The organism is Achromobacter aegrifaciens (assembly GCF_902859735.1).
GTDB classification, from domain to species: Bacteria; Pseudomonadota; Gammaproteobacteria; order Burkholderiales; family Burkholderiaceae_B; genus Achromobacter; species Achromobacter aegrifaciens.
This window is the reverse complement of record NZ_CADIJY010000002.1, coordinates 245,515-260,765: the sequence shown is the minus strand read 5'-3', so window position 1 is coordinate 260,765 and position 15,251 is coordinate 245,515. Positions and strand designations below refer to the sequence as shown.

Here is a 15,251-nt window from a genome sequence, read left to right as displayed (position 1 = left end):
GCCGGTGGCACAGGCCGGGCGCGGCAGAATGACTAGTCACTCCGGCCGCGTCCGTTTCGCTCTAGCAAGGCACCGGCGCATTGCGGCGGGCGTAGTACCACCAGGTGATGACCATGCAGGTGGCGTAGAAGCCGATGAAGCAATACAGGGCCGCCTGCACGCTGCCGGTCATCTCGAGCGAGGTGCCGAAGCTGCGCGGGATGAAGAAGCCGCCGTATGCGCCGATCGCGCCCGAGAAGCCCAGCACCGCGGCCGACTCCTTGGCGGCGTCCGCCTGGGCCTGCTTCTGCGCCGCGGCGCCCTTGCCTTCGGCCGCCTGCGTGCGTTCACGCAGGAAGATCACGGGAATCATGCGGAAGGTCGAACCGTTGCCCACGCCGGTCAGCGCGAACAGCACGATGAACATGGCCAGGAAGCCGTTGAAGTTGCCGGGCTGTCCGGCGACCGGCAGGAACATCACCACGCCCAGCACCGCGACGATCATCGCCGCGAAGGTGAACAGCGTGACCCGCGCGCCGCCCAGCTTGTCCGACACCCAGCCGCCGAACGGCCGCGTCAGCGAACCCACCAGCGGGCCGAGGAAGGCATAGGCCATGGGGTCGACCTGCGGGAACAGCGTCTTGGTCAGCATGGCGAAGCCGGCCGAAAAGCCGATGAAGGAACCGAAGGTGCCCACGTACAGCCAGCACATCAGCCAGTTGTGCTTGCGCTTGAAGATGACGGCCTGGTCCGCGAACGAGGCGCGGGCATCCGCGATGTCGTTCATGCCGAACCACGCGGCGATCGAGGCCAGCGCAATGGGGATCACCCAGATGAACCCGGCGTTCTGCAGCCACAGGTTCTGCTGCGCGCCATTGGCGTTGATGACCTGGGGCTCGCCGCCCGCCACGCCGAATACGCCGATGGAGATCACCACCGGCACCACGAACTGCACCAGGGACACGCCCAGGTTGCCGATACCGGCATTCAGCCCGGTGGCCAGGCCCTTCTTCTCCTTCGGAAAGAAGAAGCTGATGTTGGCCATGCTGGAACTGAAGTTGCCGCCGCCCAGGCCGCACAGCAGCGCCAGGATCAGCAGCGTCGGGAACGAAGTCGTCGGGTCGCGCAGGGCGAAGCCCATGCCCAGCGCCGGAATCAGCAGCGAAGCCGTGGAAATGGCCGTCCACTTGCGCCCGCCGAAGACGGGCACCAGGAAGGAATAGAAGATGCGCAGGGTCGCGCCCGACAGCGCGGGCAGCGCCGTCAGCCAGAACATCTGGTTCTTGGACAGCATGAAGCCGGCGCGGTCCAGATTGACCACCACCACGCTCCACAGCATCCAGATGCTGAACGCCAGCATCAGCGCCGGAATGGAGATCCAGAGATTGCGGTTGGCGACGCGGGCGCCGGTCTGCTTCCAGAAACCGGGATTATCCGGCTCCCAGCGCGCAAGGACTTGAGTGGAAGACATAGGGATACTCTCAGGAGGTGGTGGAGGGAGAGGCGGCGTGTTGCCGGGCAATGGCCGCGCTTTCCGGCCGGAAACTGAAGTGCATGAAGATGAGGGAGACGCAGACGGTGCCGTACAGCAGCATGAAGGCGCTGGAGCGGACGCCCGTCAGGTCGAGCAGGATCCCGAACATGATCGGCAGCACAAAGCCGCCCAGCCCGCCGGCCAGGCCGACGATGCCGGAGACGGCGCCGATGTTTTCGCCGAACTCGTCCGAGATGAACTTGAAGACCGAGGCCTTGCCGATGGCCATGGCGATGCCGACCACGAACAGCAGCACGGTGAAGGTGACCGGCCCCAGCGCGATGCCGAAGCTGCGCGGACCGTTGGCCGTCACGATGGTGAATTCCGTCTGCGGATAGCTCAGCAGGAAGAACGCCACCCAGCACACCCACATCACCCACCAGGTGGTCTTGTAGGCGCCGTAGCGGTCCGAGATCCAGCCGCCGACGGCGCGCAGCACGCCCCCGGGCAGGGAGAAGCAGGCTGCCAGCAGCGCCGCCAGCTTCATGTCGAAGCCGTATTCGCCGATGTAGTACTTGGTCATCCACAGCGCCAGCGCCACGTAGCCGCCGAACACCACCGAGTAGTACTGGCAATAGCGCCAGACGCGCGGGTCCTTCAGCATGGCCATCTGGGCCGACAGGCTGGCGCCGCTCTTGACGCGGTGCGCGGGGTCGGAAGAAGAGAACAGCCAGAACAGGATGGCCGTCACCAGGAGCGCCACGGCATAGACCTGGGGCACGATGACCCAGGCGCCGCCCGCCGCCGCGATCAGGGCGGGGGCCACGAACTTGGTGATGGCCGAGCCCGAGTTGCCGGCCCCGAACACGCCCATCGCGAGACCCTGCTTGTTGCGCGGGAACCAGCGCGCCACGTAGGGCGTGCCGACCGAGAACGAGCCGCCAGTCAGGCCGACGAACAGCGCCAGCACCAGGAACTGCCAGTACTCGGTGGCGTAGGACAGCAGCCAGATCGGCACCACCGCAAGCAGCATCAGGATGAAGAACACCGGCCGGCCGCCGTAGCGGTCCGTCCAGATGCCCAGCGGCACCCGCACCAGCGAACCGGTCAGCACCGGCATGGCGGCCAGCAGGCCGAACTCGGTTTCGGACAGGCCCAGTTGCTGCTTGATGGGAATGCCCAGCACCGCAAAGATCATCCACACCGCGAAACAGATGGTGAAGGCGAATGTGCTTGAAATCAGGACCCGCATCGGCGCGCCGGCGGAAGGTTGACTTGCTGCCATGGTTACTCTCGCTTTACTCACGAAGACATGTGGCTAGCCTAGGCATGGCGGGCCTTGCGGACCATTCGCCAGCCGACCAGAAGCCCCTTGCCGATGTGACTAGTCACCCCTTTCCTGGCGGCCCGGCTTGCGCTGGATCAAGCGGCCGCGCTGGCGGCAACGCGCGGGAGGCATTAATATGCATTTCAAATACACCTTTAAACGCGAAGCCGAAACGGCGCCGCGACTGCCCTCATGAGCACGCTGCTTAGCATCGAAGAACCCGCCGCTGCCCCTCCCCGTCCGCGGCCCCAATGGCGCGCCTTCACGGAAATGGGCTTCCGGCCGCTCTACCTGGCCGGCTGCTTCTGGGCGCTGGCGTCCGTGCTGCTATGGGTGCATGCGCCGGCACGCCTCACGGGCGAGTTGAACGGCATGTTCTGGCACGCGCACGAGATGCTGTGGGGCTTCGTCGCCACCATCGCGGTGGGCTTCCTGCTGACGGCGGGCGCCAATTGGACCGGCAAGAACCCCTTGCGCGGCACGCCCCTGGCCATTTTGTGCGCGGTGTGGATCGTGGCGCGCGCGGGCTATCTCGTACCCGGACGTCCGGCCTTCGTGGTGGCCGCGTCGGCGGACCTGCTGTTCTTCCTGTGGGCCGCGGGCGCGCTGGGCCGCGCCGTCGCCGTCACGCGCAACCAGCGCAACTACGGCATACCCTTCCTGCTGCTGGGCCTGGCCGCCACCAACGCGCTCTACCTCTGGGCCTCGGTCCAGGGCGACTACTTTGCGCTGATGCGCTACTTCAATGCCGGATTGCTGTGCATGGCGGTGCTGACGCTGCTGATCGCGCGCCGGGTCATCCCCTTCTTCGCCAAGCGCGCCGTGGCGGGACTGGACATCCCGCCGCACACCCGCAGCGGCCACTGGCAGCTGGGTACGGGCATCGTCGCCATCGCCTGCCTGCTTGCCGGCCAGCCGCAAGCTGCGGCGCTGGCGCTGGCCGCGACCGGCTTGATCGCCCTGGCGCAATGGATATCCTGGAAGCCCTGGGCGGTGCGCAAGGTGCCGCTGTTGTGGATCCTGTATGCGGGGTATTGCGGCCTGGGCATCGGTCTGCTGGCAGGCGCGGCGCAATTGGCCGGCTATGTGCTGCGGCCCGCCTGGCCCGCCCACGTGATCGGCGTGGCCGGATTCTCGGTGCTGATCCTGGGCATGGTCACGCGCACCGCGCTCGGCCACCTGGGCCGGCCGCTGCAGACCGACCGCAGCATGGTGTTGAGCTATGCGCTGATGATTCTGGCGGCCCTGCTGCGCCTGGCCGCCCTGCTCCCGACCGCCGCCACCATCGGCTTCCTGCATGCCTCGGCGACCGCCTGGGCGCTGGCCTTCGCGCTATACCTTTGGCGCTTCTTCCCCATGATGATCCGGCCGCGGGCCGATGCGGGCAAGACGGCCGCGCCAGTGATGAAGGTGGTGCCGGTCGCTCGGCGTCCGGCCGCCTGAGCCTCAGCCGCGCCCCTCGCGCCGGCGGGTGGCCGCCAGCTGCTGCTTCATGGCCTTGAGCCAGGCCTTGACCTGCTGCATGTCGACGAACTGCGACAGCTCGAATTCGAGTTCGCCTATGTATTCCTCGGCATCGGCGATCTCCGCGTCCAGGTCTTCCATCAGTTCGGAAGGGTCTATGGATTGCGCGGGATCGAAATGGTACTTGGCCTTGAAGCCGTCTTCCGCGGCTGCGATTTCGCCGGCCAGCTTGGCGAGCTGCGCGCCCAGCGCCTGGATGTACTGCGCGTAGCGTTCCTCATCGACGCCAGCCAGACGATCGGGACCGGCAGCGGCCAAGGCTTCGATTTCCGCCAGCGTTTCGGGCGCGGGTGCGGGGCTATCGCCCGCCGCCCGGGTCAGCAGCGCTTCGGCATCGTCCTCGTCCTGTCCGTCTTCCGCGCCGGCGTCGTAGTCCGAGCCGGCATGCTTGAGATACAAGGCCTTCAGCCGGTCCGTGTCGCACTCGGCCGGCGTGCCATCCAACACGATGGCGTCCAGCGTTTCCTGTGCCAGCTGCGCAGCGATCTCCGACGCCAGGGCGCGTTCCGCCTTGGTCAGTTCCTTCTGCTTGCAGGCATGGTCGAAGCAGGCCACCAGCTTGGCCTTCAGTTCGACCTCGACCGTCTCCAGCGGCGCCAGCACGTCTTCGTATTTCTTCTGGTATTCCGGCAGCACGGCCTGCCAGCCGCGCAGGCGGGCGCGCTGCGCTTCGAGCGTGCGCACGAACGACTCGAATCTCTGACGTTGCGGCGTTCCGGATGCCGGCTGCGCGGCGGACGTGTTTTCTTGCATGGAGGGAACCTGGGCAGGCGGCGCCATAGGCGCCTTGAAATGATCGGAGCGCCATTTTAGGTTACCTGTCCGCCGAACCCTCGGCGGCGTTGTCCTTGGACGTCGTGTCGGCGGGCTCGATGTCCTCGTCGGGCACCTCATCGCCTTGAGCGCTGTCGTTGGCGTCATCCGGATTCTGCGCCGGCGGCCGATGGGCTGGGGTCCCGGGCGGCGGCACGGACGCCATCGTTATCGGATGCAAAGCCAACTCGAATTGGATCTGGGGCATCGCAGCACCTATCAGGAAGTGCGGCGAAATCCGCCGCAGCCCGGTATCAGCAAGCGCCATGCCACAACGCCCGCGCAAGAGGCGTCAGAACCGTGGATTCTTGCCGAACGGCACTTCCGTGTCTGTCGGCTTCTCGAACGACGCGGTATCCCCGTTCAAGTCCGCGACGTGGATCTGGGCCAGCCGCGTCGCCTCGTCTATCGCAACCTGGGCCGAGGCGAAGCGCTCCTCGACGGCTATCCGCTCCTGCGGCGCTCCCGCCGCCGGCGGCACCAGCACATAAGCGATGCTCCAGCTGCCCTGATGCTCAACCGGACGCTCGAGCTCGAAATCCCAATTGGCGTGTTCCATAGGGGCCTCCTGTCGAATCCTCCCTTCATGCTACTGCGGTTTACTTCGGCCTGGGATCACGGATGCCCTGATCCAGTCCCTCGAATTCGCCGCGCCGCAGGCGCGGCAGGAAATTGGCCATGGCCTGCGCCACGTTGCGCACTTCCTGCTGCACCGCCTGGTCCTGGTCCAGGTCGTCGTGGCTGGTGGCATACGGGCGGTAATAGCTGATGTAGCGGTCCAGCCGCGACGCCGCGCCCGCGTCCATCAGCCCCATCCAGTCCAGCCAATCGGCCAACCCGCGCCGCTGCGCCTCGACGCCGGCCACGTCTCCATGCACCACCAGGCCGTAGGCGCGGCCGGCCAGATGCTTGGGGTATGGCCAACCGGCAAGCTCGACCTGTTTGGCTTTGAGCGGATCCTTGCCGCCAGTCAGCGTGGGATCGGGATTGCCGCCGTCGGCGCACACCAGCCTGTCTATCATCAGCTTCAAGGGGCTGGGCGATTGGTACCAGTACGTGGGCGCCACCAGGATCACGCCATGGGCCGCGACCCATTGCTCGTAGATGCCGGCCATGGCGTCGTTGGACTGCCCCAGCGAGTGGTTCGGATAGCAGCTGCATGGCCAATGGCACAGGGGCATCGCGGTCGACACGCAGCCCTTGCAGGGATGGATGCGGTACTCATATTCGGAAACCAGGCGGCTGAGATCCAACAGGTCCGTCTGCACGCCGGCCGTCTGCAGCTCATCCAGGACGAGGCGCGCCAGCCGCCAGCTTTTGGAGACCTCCCCGGGACAGGTGCCGTCATTGCGCGCGGCGCCGACGATCACCAGGACGCGAGACGGGGTGTCCGGATCGCGCTGAACTGCCTCCGCGCGCTCCAGGCGGTCGCGCGTTTCCTTCCACTCCTGGGAAAGATCGTAATCGGGATCGGCGTAGCCCTGGCCGGCTTTCACCGTGACAGGCGCCTTGCGCCCTGCTTCGTAGCCTTCCCAGGCAATCGCTTCCAGGCGCTCCAGCGCGTCGCGCTCGGCCTCGAACGCTGGATCGTAAAAGCGCCGCATGAAGCGCAGGCGGAATTCTTCCCGCGCTAGCGGGCCGTCGTATTGGCCCTTGCGGACCGTTGGCTTGATTCCGATCATGGCTGCCTCCTTTTGCGGGCGCGGCGGCGGCGTTCCTGCCTGGCGCGAGCGGTACAGGCCGCGGCCAGGGCGAGCAGCTTGTCTTCGTCCAGGCGCTCCGCGTCGACCAGCCCTTCGTCCGCGCCCTCCAGCGCAATAAGCAATTCATCGAGTTTGAGGTGCAACGCCTCGCTGTCCTTGTTCTGGCTTTGTTGAATCAGGAACACCATCAGGAATGTGACTATGGTCGTGCCGGTATTGATCACCAATTGCCACACTTCGGAATAGCCGAACGCAGGACCGGAGGCCCCCCACAGCACAACAGTGATGACCGCCAATCCGAAGGCGATGGGCGACCCCACCCACTTGGTCACATGCGCGGCAAAATGATCAAAGAAGCGCGCTACCGGATGGTCAGCACCGCCCGCGTCGGGTGCAGCCGAACGCTTCGGCGCCGGACGCCGCCTGGGTACGCGAGTGTTGAGCATGCTGGCCCCCTTGCTCCACGGGACATCCTGTTCAGCAAGTTCCGTGCCCGCCCCCGGCCAGGGAAAGAAGACATGCGGCGTGCTAGGCTGACAGGATTGCGGCCGGCGGAGCCCAGATGAAATCCATTCTGCAGTCCGAAAAGCTCCTGTTGCTGGCCTGCGCGCTGGCCGCCGCCGGATACCTGGCCGATTCCGGCGCAAGCGGTTACGGCCGCCTTGCCAGCCTGGTCGAGACTGCCGTTTTGATCACCGCCATCCTGGCCGCTTCGCTGAGCGTCGCCCGCCACGCGGAGCGTGTCGCGCAGAAGCTTGGCGACCCTTACGGCAGCATGATCCTGACGCTATCCGCCGTGCTGGTCGAAGTCATCGTGCTGGCAATCGTGTCCTCCAAGGCCCACTCACCCACGCTGGTGCGCGACAGTATCTATTCGGCCGTCATGCTGGACATCAACGGCATCCTGGGCGTAGCCGCCCTGATCGGCGGTTTCAAGCACGGCGAGCAGGCATACAACGACGATTCCGCCCGAACTTACAGCGTGATGATCCTGACCGCGGTTACGGTCTCGATGATCATTCCCGAGTTCATTCCGCAGTCGCGCTGGCGCGCGTATAGCAGTTTCACGATTGCGGCCATGCTGCTCCTGTACGGCGTGTTCCTGCGCATGCAGACCGGCCCGCACAGCTACTTCTTCAGCTACAGCTATCCGGACAAGAAAACCCGCAGGCCTCTGCCAACCTCAGGCTACCCAACCCGAGGCCAATCGGCGGCGGTCATGGCGATCGGCATCATTGCCGTGGGCGCGCTTGCCGAACTGATGTCCCATTCCCTCGATCGCAGCCTGGAAGGCATCGAAGTGCCTCCTGGCTTGGTGGCACTGATCGTGGCCGGCATTTCCGCCGCGCCGGAAATGCTGACCGCATTGCGCGCGGCGCTCGCGAACCGGATGCAATCGGTGGTCAATATCGCGCTTGGCGCTTCGTTGTCCACGGTGATACTGACCGTGCCGGCGATGGAGGCCCTGGCCTTGATCACAGGTCAGCGCATCGTCATGGCCATGACGCCGGCGCAGACATTGATGATGCTCGTCACCCTGCTGGTGGCGGCAATCAACCTCAATGACGGCCAGACCAACGCGATCGAGGGCATGACCCATTTCATCCTGTTTGGCACCTTCCTCATGCTGCTGGGATTGGGCTTGTAGCGTTCTGGCCCGGCTCAGGCGTTCAGATGCGGGCCAGGCCGCCGAATCCGGCGCCGTGAACAGGCGCGCCGCTCCCGAGTCCGGGCATAGGCAATTCTTGGGCCCAACCCGCCGCCAGGGCTTGCGCAACATGCACGGGATCTGCCGTCCTGGCGTGCTCGTTGCGGATGCGGCAGGTCTGCGGGTCCATGGCGAACAGGCCGCGCGCAGATACCCGCGCCTGTTCGATCAACTGCGTGGTCTTGGGAATGCGTATCTGCGCAAATTCACTCAGAGCCGCCGCCAGGCCCGCGTCCTGGCCGTTCAGGCATCGGGCCAGGTGCCAGGCATCCTCCAGCGCCTGGCACGCGCCCTGCCCCGAGGTCGGCAGGGGCGCGTGCGCGGCGTCGCCCACCAACAGCACGTTGCCCCGGCTCCAGCTTGTCAGGGGATCGAGGTCGTGCACGGCGATCAGGCGGATGGCGTGCGCCGGCGTCGCGCGGATGATGCGGGCGACAGGGTCGGGCCATTTTCCGAACAACGCCTCGACCTCCTGGCGCAGGTCCGCCGCAGGCCCGGCCGCGGACAAGGGCCGCGCATGCGCGCCCGCCCAGTAGACCAGGCCCGGCCGCACCGCCACGGCGCCAAAGCGCTCGCCCGCGCCCCAATAGTCCTGGATGGCGATTTCGTCGACCAGCACACCGTCCGCCTGCGCCACGCCTATCCAATTCACGAAGCCCTGATAAACCGGCGCGTTGTCTCCCGCGACGAATCGGCGCGCCACCGAATCCATGCGGCCATCGGCGCCGATGAGCAAGTCTGGTCGGATGCTCCGGCCATTCTCGAAGCGCGCCTCGGCCCGGCCATCCTCGTGCAGATCGATCGCCACCGCCCGATGCCCATACTCCACCGGAATTCCTGCCCGCGCCGCATGGTCCAACAGCACCGTCTGCAGATCCCGACGCAGAATCGTGTGGGTGGAATATCCCATCATCCGATCCAGCAAGGCGATATCGATTCCGCCCAGCGGATTGCCTGCCGCATCCTGGCGGCGCGCCGCAACCGGCCTCCCGCTCGCTGCCGCGATGTCCGGCAGCAAGCCCAACTCGTCCAGCACGAAGCCGGCATTCGGCCACAAGGTCACGCCGGCCCCCATGGTCGCCGGCTGCGTCCTGCGTTCATACACGCGAAGTCCGTGCCCCTGCTGGCGCAAAGCCAGCGCCACGCTCAAGCCCGCGATGCCGCCGCCCAGTATTCCGATTTCCATGCCGATGCTCTCCAGTAGAACCCGTCTCGACGCGCCGCCGACGGCGCTTTTCGGACGATGACGGCATCTTAGATTCCGTCAATTTTGAGAACTAGCATGTAAAAATGGGCTGACTTATTACCTTAAATGGGACAATCATGAGCGCTGCCCTCGACCTGAACACCGTCCGCGTCTATGCGGCGGTCGTCGACGAACAGAGCTTCGCCGGCGCCGCCCGGCTGCTGGCGCTGCCTTCGTCCAACGTCAGCCGCCATGTCGCGTCGCTGGAACGCAGGCTCGGCGTACGCCTGCTCGAGCGCAGCACCCGCCATCTGCGCATGACGGAAGCCGGCAGGCTGTTGTACGAACGCGCCAAGCCCCTGCTCGATACCTTGCTCGCCACCGAAGAAGAACTGGGCGCGGTGCAACGCGAGCTGCGCGGCCCCCTGAGAATGTGCATGCCGGGCGAAGCGCCCCGACTGCTGGCCCCCATCCTTGCCGAGTTCTGCAGCCTGCACCCCGGCGTGGAACTCGAATGCGATACGCGCATGAGCGGACTGGAGTCACTGCGGAACGAGGACGTGGACCTGGCCATCGTCTTCCACCGCGGCCGGCAGGACGACAGCGCCTTCATCACGCGTGAACTGGCGACCCTGCCCAGCATCGTGGTCGCGGCGCCCAGCCTGCTTGCCCGGACCGGAACGCCTCGCCACGTACGAGAACTCAAGTCCCTGCCCTGCATCACCACCCTGAGCGCATTGAAAGGCCAGCCCTGGCAATTCATCGACGCCGCCGGCGAGATCGTCAAAGTGCCGGTCCGCAGCCGCTACCGCGTCAACAGCGGCGAACTCGCAGGCGCGGGCGCGCGGCAAGGCATAGGTTTCGCGATACTGGCGGAGTTTGGGTGTCAGGAAGACCTGGCCGCGGGCCGCCTGGTGGAGGTGGCGCTGGATCTGCAGCCGGCGCCGCTGCAACTGCTGGGGGCATACAGCCATCGGCATTCGGTCACGGCGCGGGTTCAGGCGCTGCTGGGATTGATGCAGGCGCGGCTGGGTGCGATGGGCCGCCGTTCCTGACGTTTCCCATCGGTAGCCAACGGATAGCGCAACCCGCCCTTATGGGCGCAGACCGAGTACCAACGCGCCAGACGCCAGGCTGGCCACCGCGATCAGCGCCCAAGCACGTTGCGCGCTGCGGGCGCCGAACACGCCTACGCCGATCGCCGTGTATACGACAAAGCTCAAAAGCGTTCCGCCGAGCACGCCGGCAGCCGGCGAGACGCCGGCCCTGGCAGGCCACGCCAGCGCCAGGACCGACATCGCCAGGGCGGACAACAGGTAGCCGCCCGCTGCCGCAGCCATCACGCGGCTCGCGATTCCCCAGCGATAAGCTGCATCATCGTGGCTGGCAGGAGGCGCTTTGCGCGACGGCGGCGCGGCGACCGCTGGCACAGCCTTCCAGCGCCGCCCCAGCGCATGAGCCATGCAGGCCAGCAGCAGGCCAAGCCCGAGCGCAGTGATCTCCACTGCCGCCTGCGGCCATTCTCCGCGGGCTGCATAGGTCCATGCATGCCGGCCCGTCGTCGCCCAGTTCAATATCGGCAGCCCCAGGCAGAGCACGGCAGCCGCAGCCAGTTGCTCGATCCATGCGCTGCGCGGCGCGCGCAACAGCGCATGGACCAGGGTCGCGGCCCACACGGCGAAGAAAATGCGGATCTCCCAGGCGCTGCGTTCCGGCCAGGCGGCGGGGATCAGGCGGTTCCCGTAAAAGTAGGCGATGCTTGCCACGGCGACGCCCGCCAGCGCCGCCACGTTCAATGCCTCCACGCAACGGTAGACCCGCGCCGTGCCCCTCCCGAATTCATGCTCGCTCTTCTTGCGCCGCTTGATGGAGTACAGCAGCGTGCCGATGGCGATCATGGCGGTTCCCATCAGGCCGCTGAAGAAATACAGCCACTTGATGGTCCATCCGCCGAAGTCGGCCTTGTGCAGGGTTTCGATCGTCTCATGGACCTGCTTTGCTTCAAACCCCTCGTGATGAGCGGGCACGACCTGCAAGACCGCTCCGCTCGCGCCATCGAACACGACGCGGCTGGCATCTGTGAGCAGGCGCGGGGCGGCGCCGGCCAGGGGCTTGCGGCCGGACACCAGGACGATGCCTCGCGCATCGCCGGGACGCTCTATCGTGAGGCGCGCCGCTTCCTGCCCGGTCAGTTCGCGCGCGCGCGACAGCAACGGGTATAGATCCGGAACCCCGTCCAAACCCGGCCCCGCGATGCGCGGCACAGGCTGCGCTGGCGCAAGCTCGGCCTGGTAACGGCGATAGGCGCCGGCGTCTCCGCCATACGCCGCATGCAGCGGCCAGGGCATGTAACTGGTGTAGAAGAACGCCAGGCCCGTGTAGCCGATCGTGAAGAGGAACGGCAGCGTCAGCACTGCCGTGGCGTTGTGCGCGTCCAGCCAGCTGCGCAGTCCCTTGCCCGGACGAAAAGTGAAAAAGTCCTTGAAGATGCGCTTGTGCACCACCACGCCGGAGACCAGCGCGACCAGCATGCACATGGATATCCAGCCCACCAGCCAGTAGCCCGGCAAGCCGCCGTGCAAGGTGTAGTGGAAGGACATGAAATGCCGGCCGCCCTCGGTCTCGCGGATCTGGGGCGGCGGCTGCACCGCGCCCGTGCGCGAGTCCAGCCAGATCTCTTGGCGTGCGCCGTCGTCGGTGCGCCAGGAAAGTTGCGCCGGCCAGCCGGGCCGGACCGGCAGGGAGATGTCCCAGGCGGAAGCCGCCGCCGCGCGGGACGACAGCTCCTGCGTGGCGCGCGGCAGCCACTGCCGGGCGTCCACGGCCGCGGCGGCGGGATCGGCCGGCGGCCCTGCTTCCATCCAGCGCGTGATGGGTTCCCGGAACACGCTGAGCGTGCCGGTCAGGAAGATCGCGCACAGCAGCCAGCCGCAGGTCAGGCCGCACCAGGTGTGCAGCCATGACATGCTTTGGCGAAATCCCCCTTTCACAACCGGGTCCGCAGGCCGCCGTGATCATCGGCCGACACGCGGCCGGTCACAGCGTACCCCGCAAGGTCAGCATCACGTTGCGAGGCTCGCCGTAGTGGTTGCCGCGCCGGATCTGGCTGACCATGCCGTAGTAGTCCTTGTCGAACACGTTCGCCACGTTCAGGCTGGCGGACCAGTGTTTGTTGATGCGATAGCCCGCGCGCAGGTCCCACACCGCGCGGCCGGGCGCGCCCATCCGCACCGACATGTCGTCATAGGCCTTGTACGAGTAGCCGCTTTGCGCCGACACGCCGCCGCCCACGCTGAAGGCGTTCCAGCGCCCCGGCAGCTGGTAAGTGGTGGACAGGCGGAACAGATGGCGCGGGGTTTCCGCGCTGATCGTCTCGCCTTCGTCGTCGCGGCTGGTGACGTAGGTGTAGCCGGCCATCACTTGCCAACCCGGCGACAGTTCCCCGCTGGCTTCCAGTTCAAAGCCCTTGCTGCGCAGCGTCCCGCCGTTGCGATAGCAATTGGGCGAGGCCAGCGAACCCGGGCAGTTTCCGGGGGCAGACAAGTCCTCCACTGCGATGCCGGACTTCTTCACGGTGAATACCGCTGCGGATAGGTTCAAGCGTCCGTCGTAGAGTTCGCCCTTCACCCCCGCCTCGTAGTTGGCGCCGATGGACGGGTCCAGCGGCTTGCCCGAAGACGTTACGTAGGTGCTCTGCGGCTGGTAGGTGTCCGCATAACTGGTGTAGACCGACCATTGCTGGTCCAGGTCGTAGACCAGGCCGGCATAGGGCGTGAATTCGTGCTTCTGCTCATAGTCCCGGGTTCTCGCGCCCGTCAGACCATCGTCGGACCGGTACTTCAGCCAGCTGAACTTGCCTCCCAGCAGCAAATGCAACGGGTCCGCCAATTGCAGGCGCATGCTGCCGTACAGGCTGGTCTGCTCCAAACGCGACGTTTCCTTGCTGCCCCACGCTGGACGCGTGGGCTCAGGAATGGAGGAATGGTCCGGGTCGTACACGTTGATGGGCGAGTCGCTGTCCAGATTCGCCGACTTCTGGTTGACGCGCTGGCGCGACCAGCTGGTGCCAAGCAGAATCTGGTGCGTGCCGCCCAGCGCCTGGAAACTGCCCGTGGTGTTCAGATCGATGCCATCGCTTTTCACGCTCGCATTGTTGAAATAGATGGTATAGAAGCTGGAACCCACGCCGGTCGCCCGATCCACGCCGCCGACCGGAATGGCCACGCGCTGATCCAGGTCGACCTCGGTGTGATTGAGCGACAGGCGCACTTTCCAGTCCTTGTCGAGCCGGTGCTCGGCTTCGGCGAACACTTCGTTCACCTGGCCCTTCTGCCGGTTCCAATCCTGGATCAGCGAGGTCGAGCGCGAAACGTCCAGCGCGCCGCCGTCGGTATAGCGCGGCAGGCCGAACAACCAATAGCCGTCCGTATCGGTGGCCTGGTGGCGCGCCCCGAACGTCAGCGTCGTGTCGCGCCCGAGATCGGCGTCGATCACGCCGTAGACCAGGGGCGATTTCGACTTCGTGCCATCGTAGAAGTAATGGCGGTCCTGATAGGCGGTCACCAGGCGGCCGCGCACCGTGCCGGACTCGTTGAGCGGGCCGCCGCCATCGAGTTCCATGCGGTAGTTGTCCCAGGATCCCACCGTGGTGGAGCCCTCGAAATGGCCTTCGCCGCGCGGACGCTTGCGCACCATGTTGATCGCGCCGCTGGGATCCGCCGAGCCCAGCATCAAGCCGGCCGCGCCGCGCAGCACCTCCACCCGATCGAAGACGGCGGTGTCGATGGGCAGCCAGCCCACCGGGGCATAGACCACGCCGGCCACGCCGTCGACCAGGTAATTGCTGTCGTCCACCGTGAAGCCGCGGATCGAGAACTTGTGGTTGCCGAAGTTTCTTGCCGTCTTGGTCACGCCGGTGGTCTGCGCCAGCGCCTCGTCCAGCGTGGTCAGGTTCTTGTCGTCCAGCAGCTGGCGCGTGAGTACGCTGACCGATTGCGGCGTCTCCTTGACCGACTGTGTCATCTTGCTGATCGTGATGGCATCGCTCGTGTATGAGCCGGTTCCTTCGGTGGTGGGATTGCCCACGCCGCTGCCGGTGACTGTCACCGACTGCAGCGTGACAGCATCGCCCGAGGCTTGCCCGACCACCGTCAAGGTGTACACATTCGGCCTGGCGCTGTTCACACGCACGTTGCTACCGGACAGCAACTGGTCCAGCGCTTCCCGCGGCGTGTAACGGCCGTTGACCGCTGGCGAGCGTTTGCCCGCCACCACGGCCTCGTCGAACAGCACCTGATGCCGGGACTGCTCCGAAAACACCCTCAAGGCATGCTCCAGCGGCTGAGCCGGAATGCTGAAATCCACCTGCGACGCTTGCGGCTGCGCATGCACCGCAGCGGGCCATGCCAGCGCAGCCAGCGCGCCCGCCACCATTGCCGGCATCGCCCTGAGCTGCATGCCCGTCGTCAACGCGCCGCCAACAAGCGCGCCCTTCAACAATCCCCGTCCCATTCCCGCTCCATCGTTGTTGGCCGCTA

13 protein-coding genes are annotated in these 15,251 nt (G+C 66.2%); 3 read left to right on the top strand and 10 right to left on the bottom strand.

All coding sequences use genetic code 11. The features are described 5' to 3' along the window. Positions 1-61 precede the first annotated feature (61 nt). Together HV766_RS07200 and HV766_RS07195 are read right to left on the bottom strand one after the other, a co-directional pair. Positions 62-1,450: a NarK family nitrate/nitrite MFS transporter gene (locus HV766_RS07200; RefSeq protein ID WP_054454746.1), complete on the bottom strand. Its 1,389-nt coding sequence runs from the start codon at positions 1,448-1,450 to the stop codon at positions 62-64. A gap of 10 nt (positions 1,451-1,460) precedes the next feature. Further along, positions 1,461-2,738: an MFS transporter gene (locus HV766_RS07195; protein ID WP_054454748.1), complete on the bottom strand. Its 1,278-nt coding sequence runs from the start codon at positions 2,736-2,738 to the stop codon at positions 1,461-1,463. Between the two features lie 234 nt (positions 2,739-2,972). On the opposite strand from HV766_RS07195, the gene HV766_RS07190 reads away from it, so the two are divergent. Then, positions 2,973-4,223, top strand: coding sequence for an NnrS family protein (locus HV766_RS07190; RefSeq protein WP_175180857.1), 1,251 nt, complete (start codon positions 2,973-2,975; stop codon positions 4,221-4,223). Positions 4,224-4,226: 3 nt separating this feature from the next. Here the strand turns inward: HV766_RS07190 and HV766_RS07185 are convergent, their stop codons facing one another. From HV766_RS07185 to HV766_RS07165, 5 genes are all read right to left on the bottom strand, one after another. Then, complete coding sequence (locus HV766_RS07185; RefSeq protein WP_119451193.1) at positions 4,227-5,057, bottom strand: hypothetical protein; 831 nt, start codon at positions 5,055-5,057, stop codon at positions 4,227-4,229. Positions 5,058-5,118: 61 nt separating this feature from the next. Continuing rightward, the gene (locus tag HV766_RS07180; protein ID WP_125470364.1) at positions 5,119-5,325 is read right to left on the bottom strand and encodes a hypothetical protein; all 207 of its coding nucleotides are present in this window, start codon (positions 5,323-5,325) and stop codon (positions 5,119-5,121) included. An 84-nt stretch (positions 5,326-5,409) separates the two neighbouring features. Next, positions 5,410-5,676, bottom strand: coding sequence for a hypothetical protein (locus tag HV766_RS07175; RefSeq protein ID WP_054454753.1), 267 nt, complete (start codon positions 5,674-5,676; stop codon positions 5,410-5,412). Positions 5,677-5,716: 40 nt separating this feature from the next. Next, positions 5,717-6,799: a flavodoxin family protein gene (locus HV766_RS07170; RefSeq protein ID WP_054454755.1), complete on the bottom strand. Its 1,083-nt coding sequence runs from the start codon at positions 6,797-6,799 to the stop codon at positions 5,717-5,719. After that, positions 6,796-7,266, bottom strand: a complete 471-nt coding sequence (locus HV766_RS07165; protein WP_082401036.1) for a low affinity iron permease family protein — start codon at positions 7,264-7,266, stop codon at positions 6,796-6,798. The genes HV766_RS07170 and HV766_RS07165 overlap by 4 nt, the downstream gene beginning before the upstream one ends. A gap of 116 nt (positions 7,267-7,382) precedes the next feature. Between HV766_RS07165 and HV766_RS07160 the strand changes: the two genes are divergently transcribed. Further along, positions 7,383-8,468, top strand: coding sequence for a calcium:cation antiporter (locus tag HV766_RS07160; RefSeq protein ID WP_175180856.1), 1,086 nt, complete (start codon positions 7,383-7,385; stop codon positions 8,466-8,468). Positions 8,469-8,490: 22 nt separating this feature from the next. Here HV766_RS07160 and HV766_RS07155 read toward each other — a convergent pair whose 3' ends face one another. After that, a complete protein-coding gene (locus HV766_RS07155) occupies positions 8,491-9,714 on the bottom strand; it encodes an FAD-dependent monooxygenase (protein ID WP_175180855.1) in 1,224 nt (407 codons plus the stop codon). A gap of 137 nt (positions 9,715-9,851) precedes the next feature. Between HV766_RS07155 and HV766_RS07150 the strand changes: the two genes are divergently transcribed. Further along, the gene (locus HV766_RS07150; RefSeq protein ID WP_175180854.1) at positions 9,852-10,769 is read left to right on the top strand and encodes a LysR family transcriptional regulator; all 918 of its coding nucleotides are present in this window, start codon (positions 9,852-9,854) and stop codon (positions 10,767-10,769) included. Positions 10,770-10,808: 39 nt separating this feature from the next. Here the strand turns inward: HV766_RS07150 and HV766_RS07145 are convergent, their stop codons facing one another. Further along, positions 10,809-12,680, bottom strand: a complete 1,872-nt coding sequence (locus tag HV766_RS07145) for a PepSY-associated TM helix domain-containing protein (protein ID WP_175180853.1) — start codon at positions 12,678-12,680, stop codon at positions 10,809-10,811. Positions 12,681-12,750: 70 nt separating this feature from the next. After that, positions 12,751-15,225 (bottom strand): TonB-dependent siderophore receptor, encoded by a 2,475-nt coding sequence (locus HV766_RS07140; RefSeq protein WP_175180852.1) that lies wholly within the window; start codon positions 15,223-15,225, stop codon positions 12,751-12,753. Between the last annotated feature and the right edge of the window lie 26 nt (positions 15,226-15,251).

Bases quoted from the DNA above. Each gene is read 5' to 3' on its own strand.
- HV766_RS07200 (WP_054454746.1), bottom strand. From the start codon at position 1,450: ATGTCTTCCACTCAAGTCCTTGCGCGCTGGGAGCCGGATAATCCCGGT.
- HV766_RS07195 (WP_054454748.1), bottom strand. From the start codon at position 2,738: ATGGCAGCAAGTCAACCTTCCGCCGGCGCGCCGATGCGGGTCCTGATT.
- HV766_RS07190 (WP_175180857.1), top strand. From the start codon at position 2,973: ATGAGCACGCTGCTTAGCATCGAAGAACCCGCCGCTGCCCCTCCCCGT.
- HV766_RS07185 (WP_119451193.1), bottom strand. From the start codon at position 5,057: ATGCAAGAAAACACGTCCGCCGCGCAGCCGGCATCCGGAACGCCGCAA.
- HV766_RS07180 (WP_125470364.1), bottom strand. From the start codon at position 5,325: ATGCCCCAGATCCAATTCGAGTTGGCTTTGCATCCGATAACGATGGCG.
- HV766_RS07175 (WP_054454753.1), bottom strand. From the start codon at position 5,676: ATGGAACACGCCAATTGGGATTTCGAGCTCGAGCGTCCGGTTGAGCAT.
- HV766_RS07170 (WP_054454755.1), bottom strand. From the start codon at position 6,799: ATGATCGGAATCAAGCCAACGGTCCGCAAGGGCCAATACGACGGCCCG.
- HV766_RS07165 (WP_082401036.1), bottom strand. From the start codon at position 7,266: ATGCTCAACACTCGCGTACCCAGGCGGCGTCCGGCGCCGAAGCGTTCG.
- HV766_RS07160 (WP_175180856.1), top strand. From the start codon at position 7,383: ATGAAATCCATTCTGCAGTCCGAAAAGCTCCTGTTGCTGGCCTGCGCG.
- HV766_RS07155 (WP_175180855.1), bottom strand. From the start codon at position 9,714: ATGGAAATCGGAATACTGGGCGGCGGCATCGCGGGCTTGAGCGTGGCG.
- HV766_RS07150 (WP_175180854.1), top strand. From the start codon at position 9,852: ATGAGCGCTGCCCTCGACCTGAACACCGTCCGCGTCTATGCGGCGGTC.
- HV766_RS07145 (WP_175180853.1), bottom strand. From the start codon at position 12,680: ATGTCATGGCTGCACACCTGGTGCGGCCTGACCTGCGGCTGGCTGCTG.
- HV766_RS07140 (WP_175180852.1), bottom strand. From the start codon at position 15,225: ATGGGACGGGGATTGTTGAAGGGCGCGCTTGTTGGCGGCGCGTTGACG.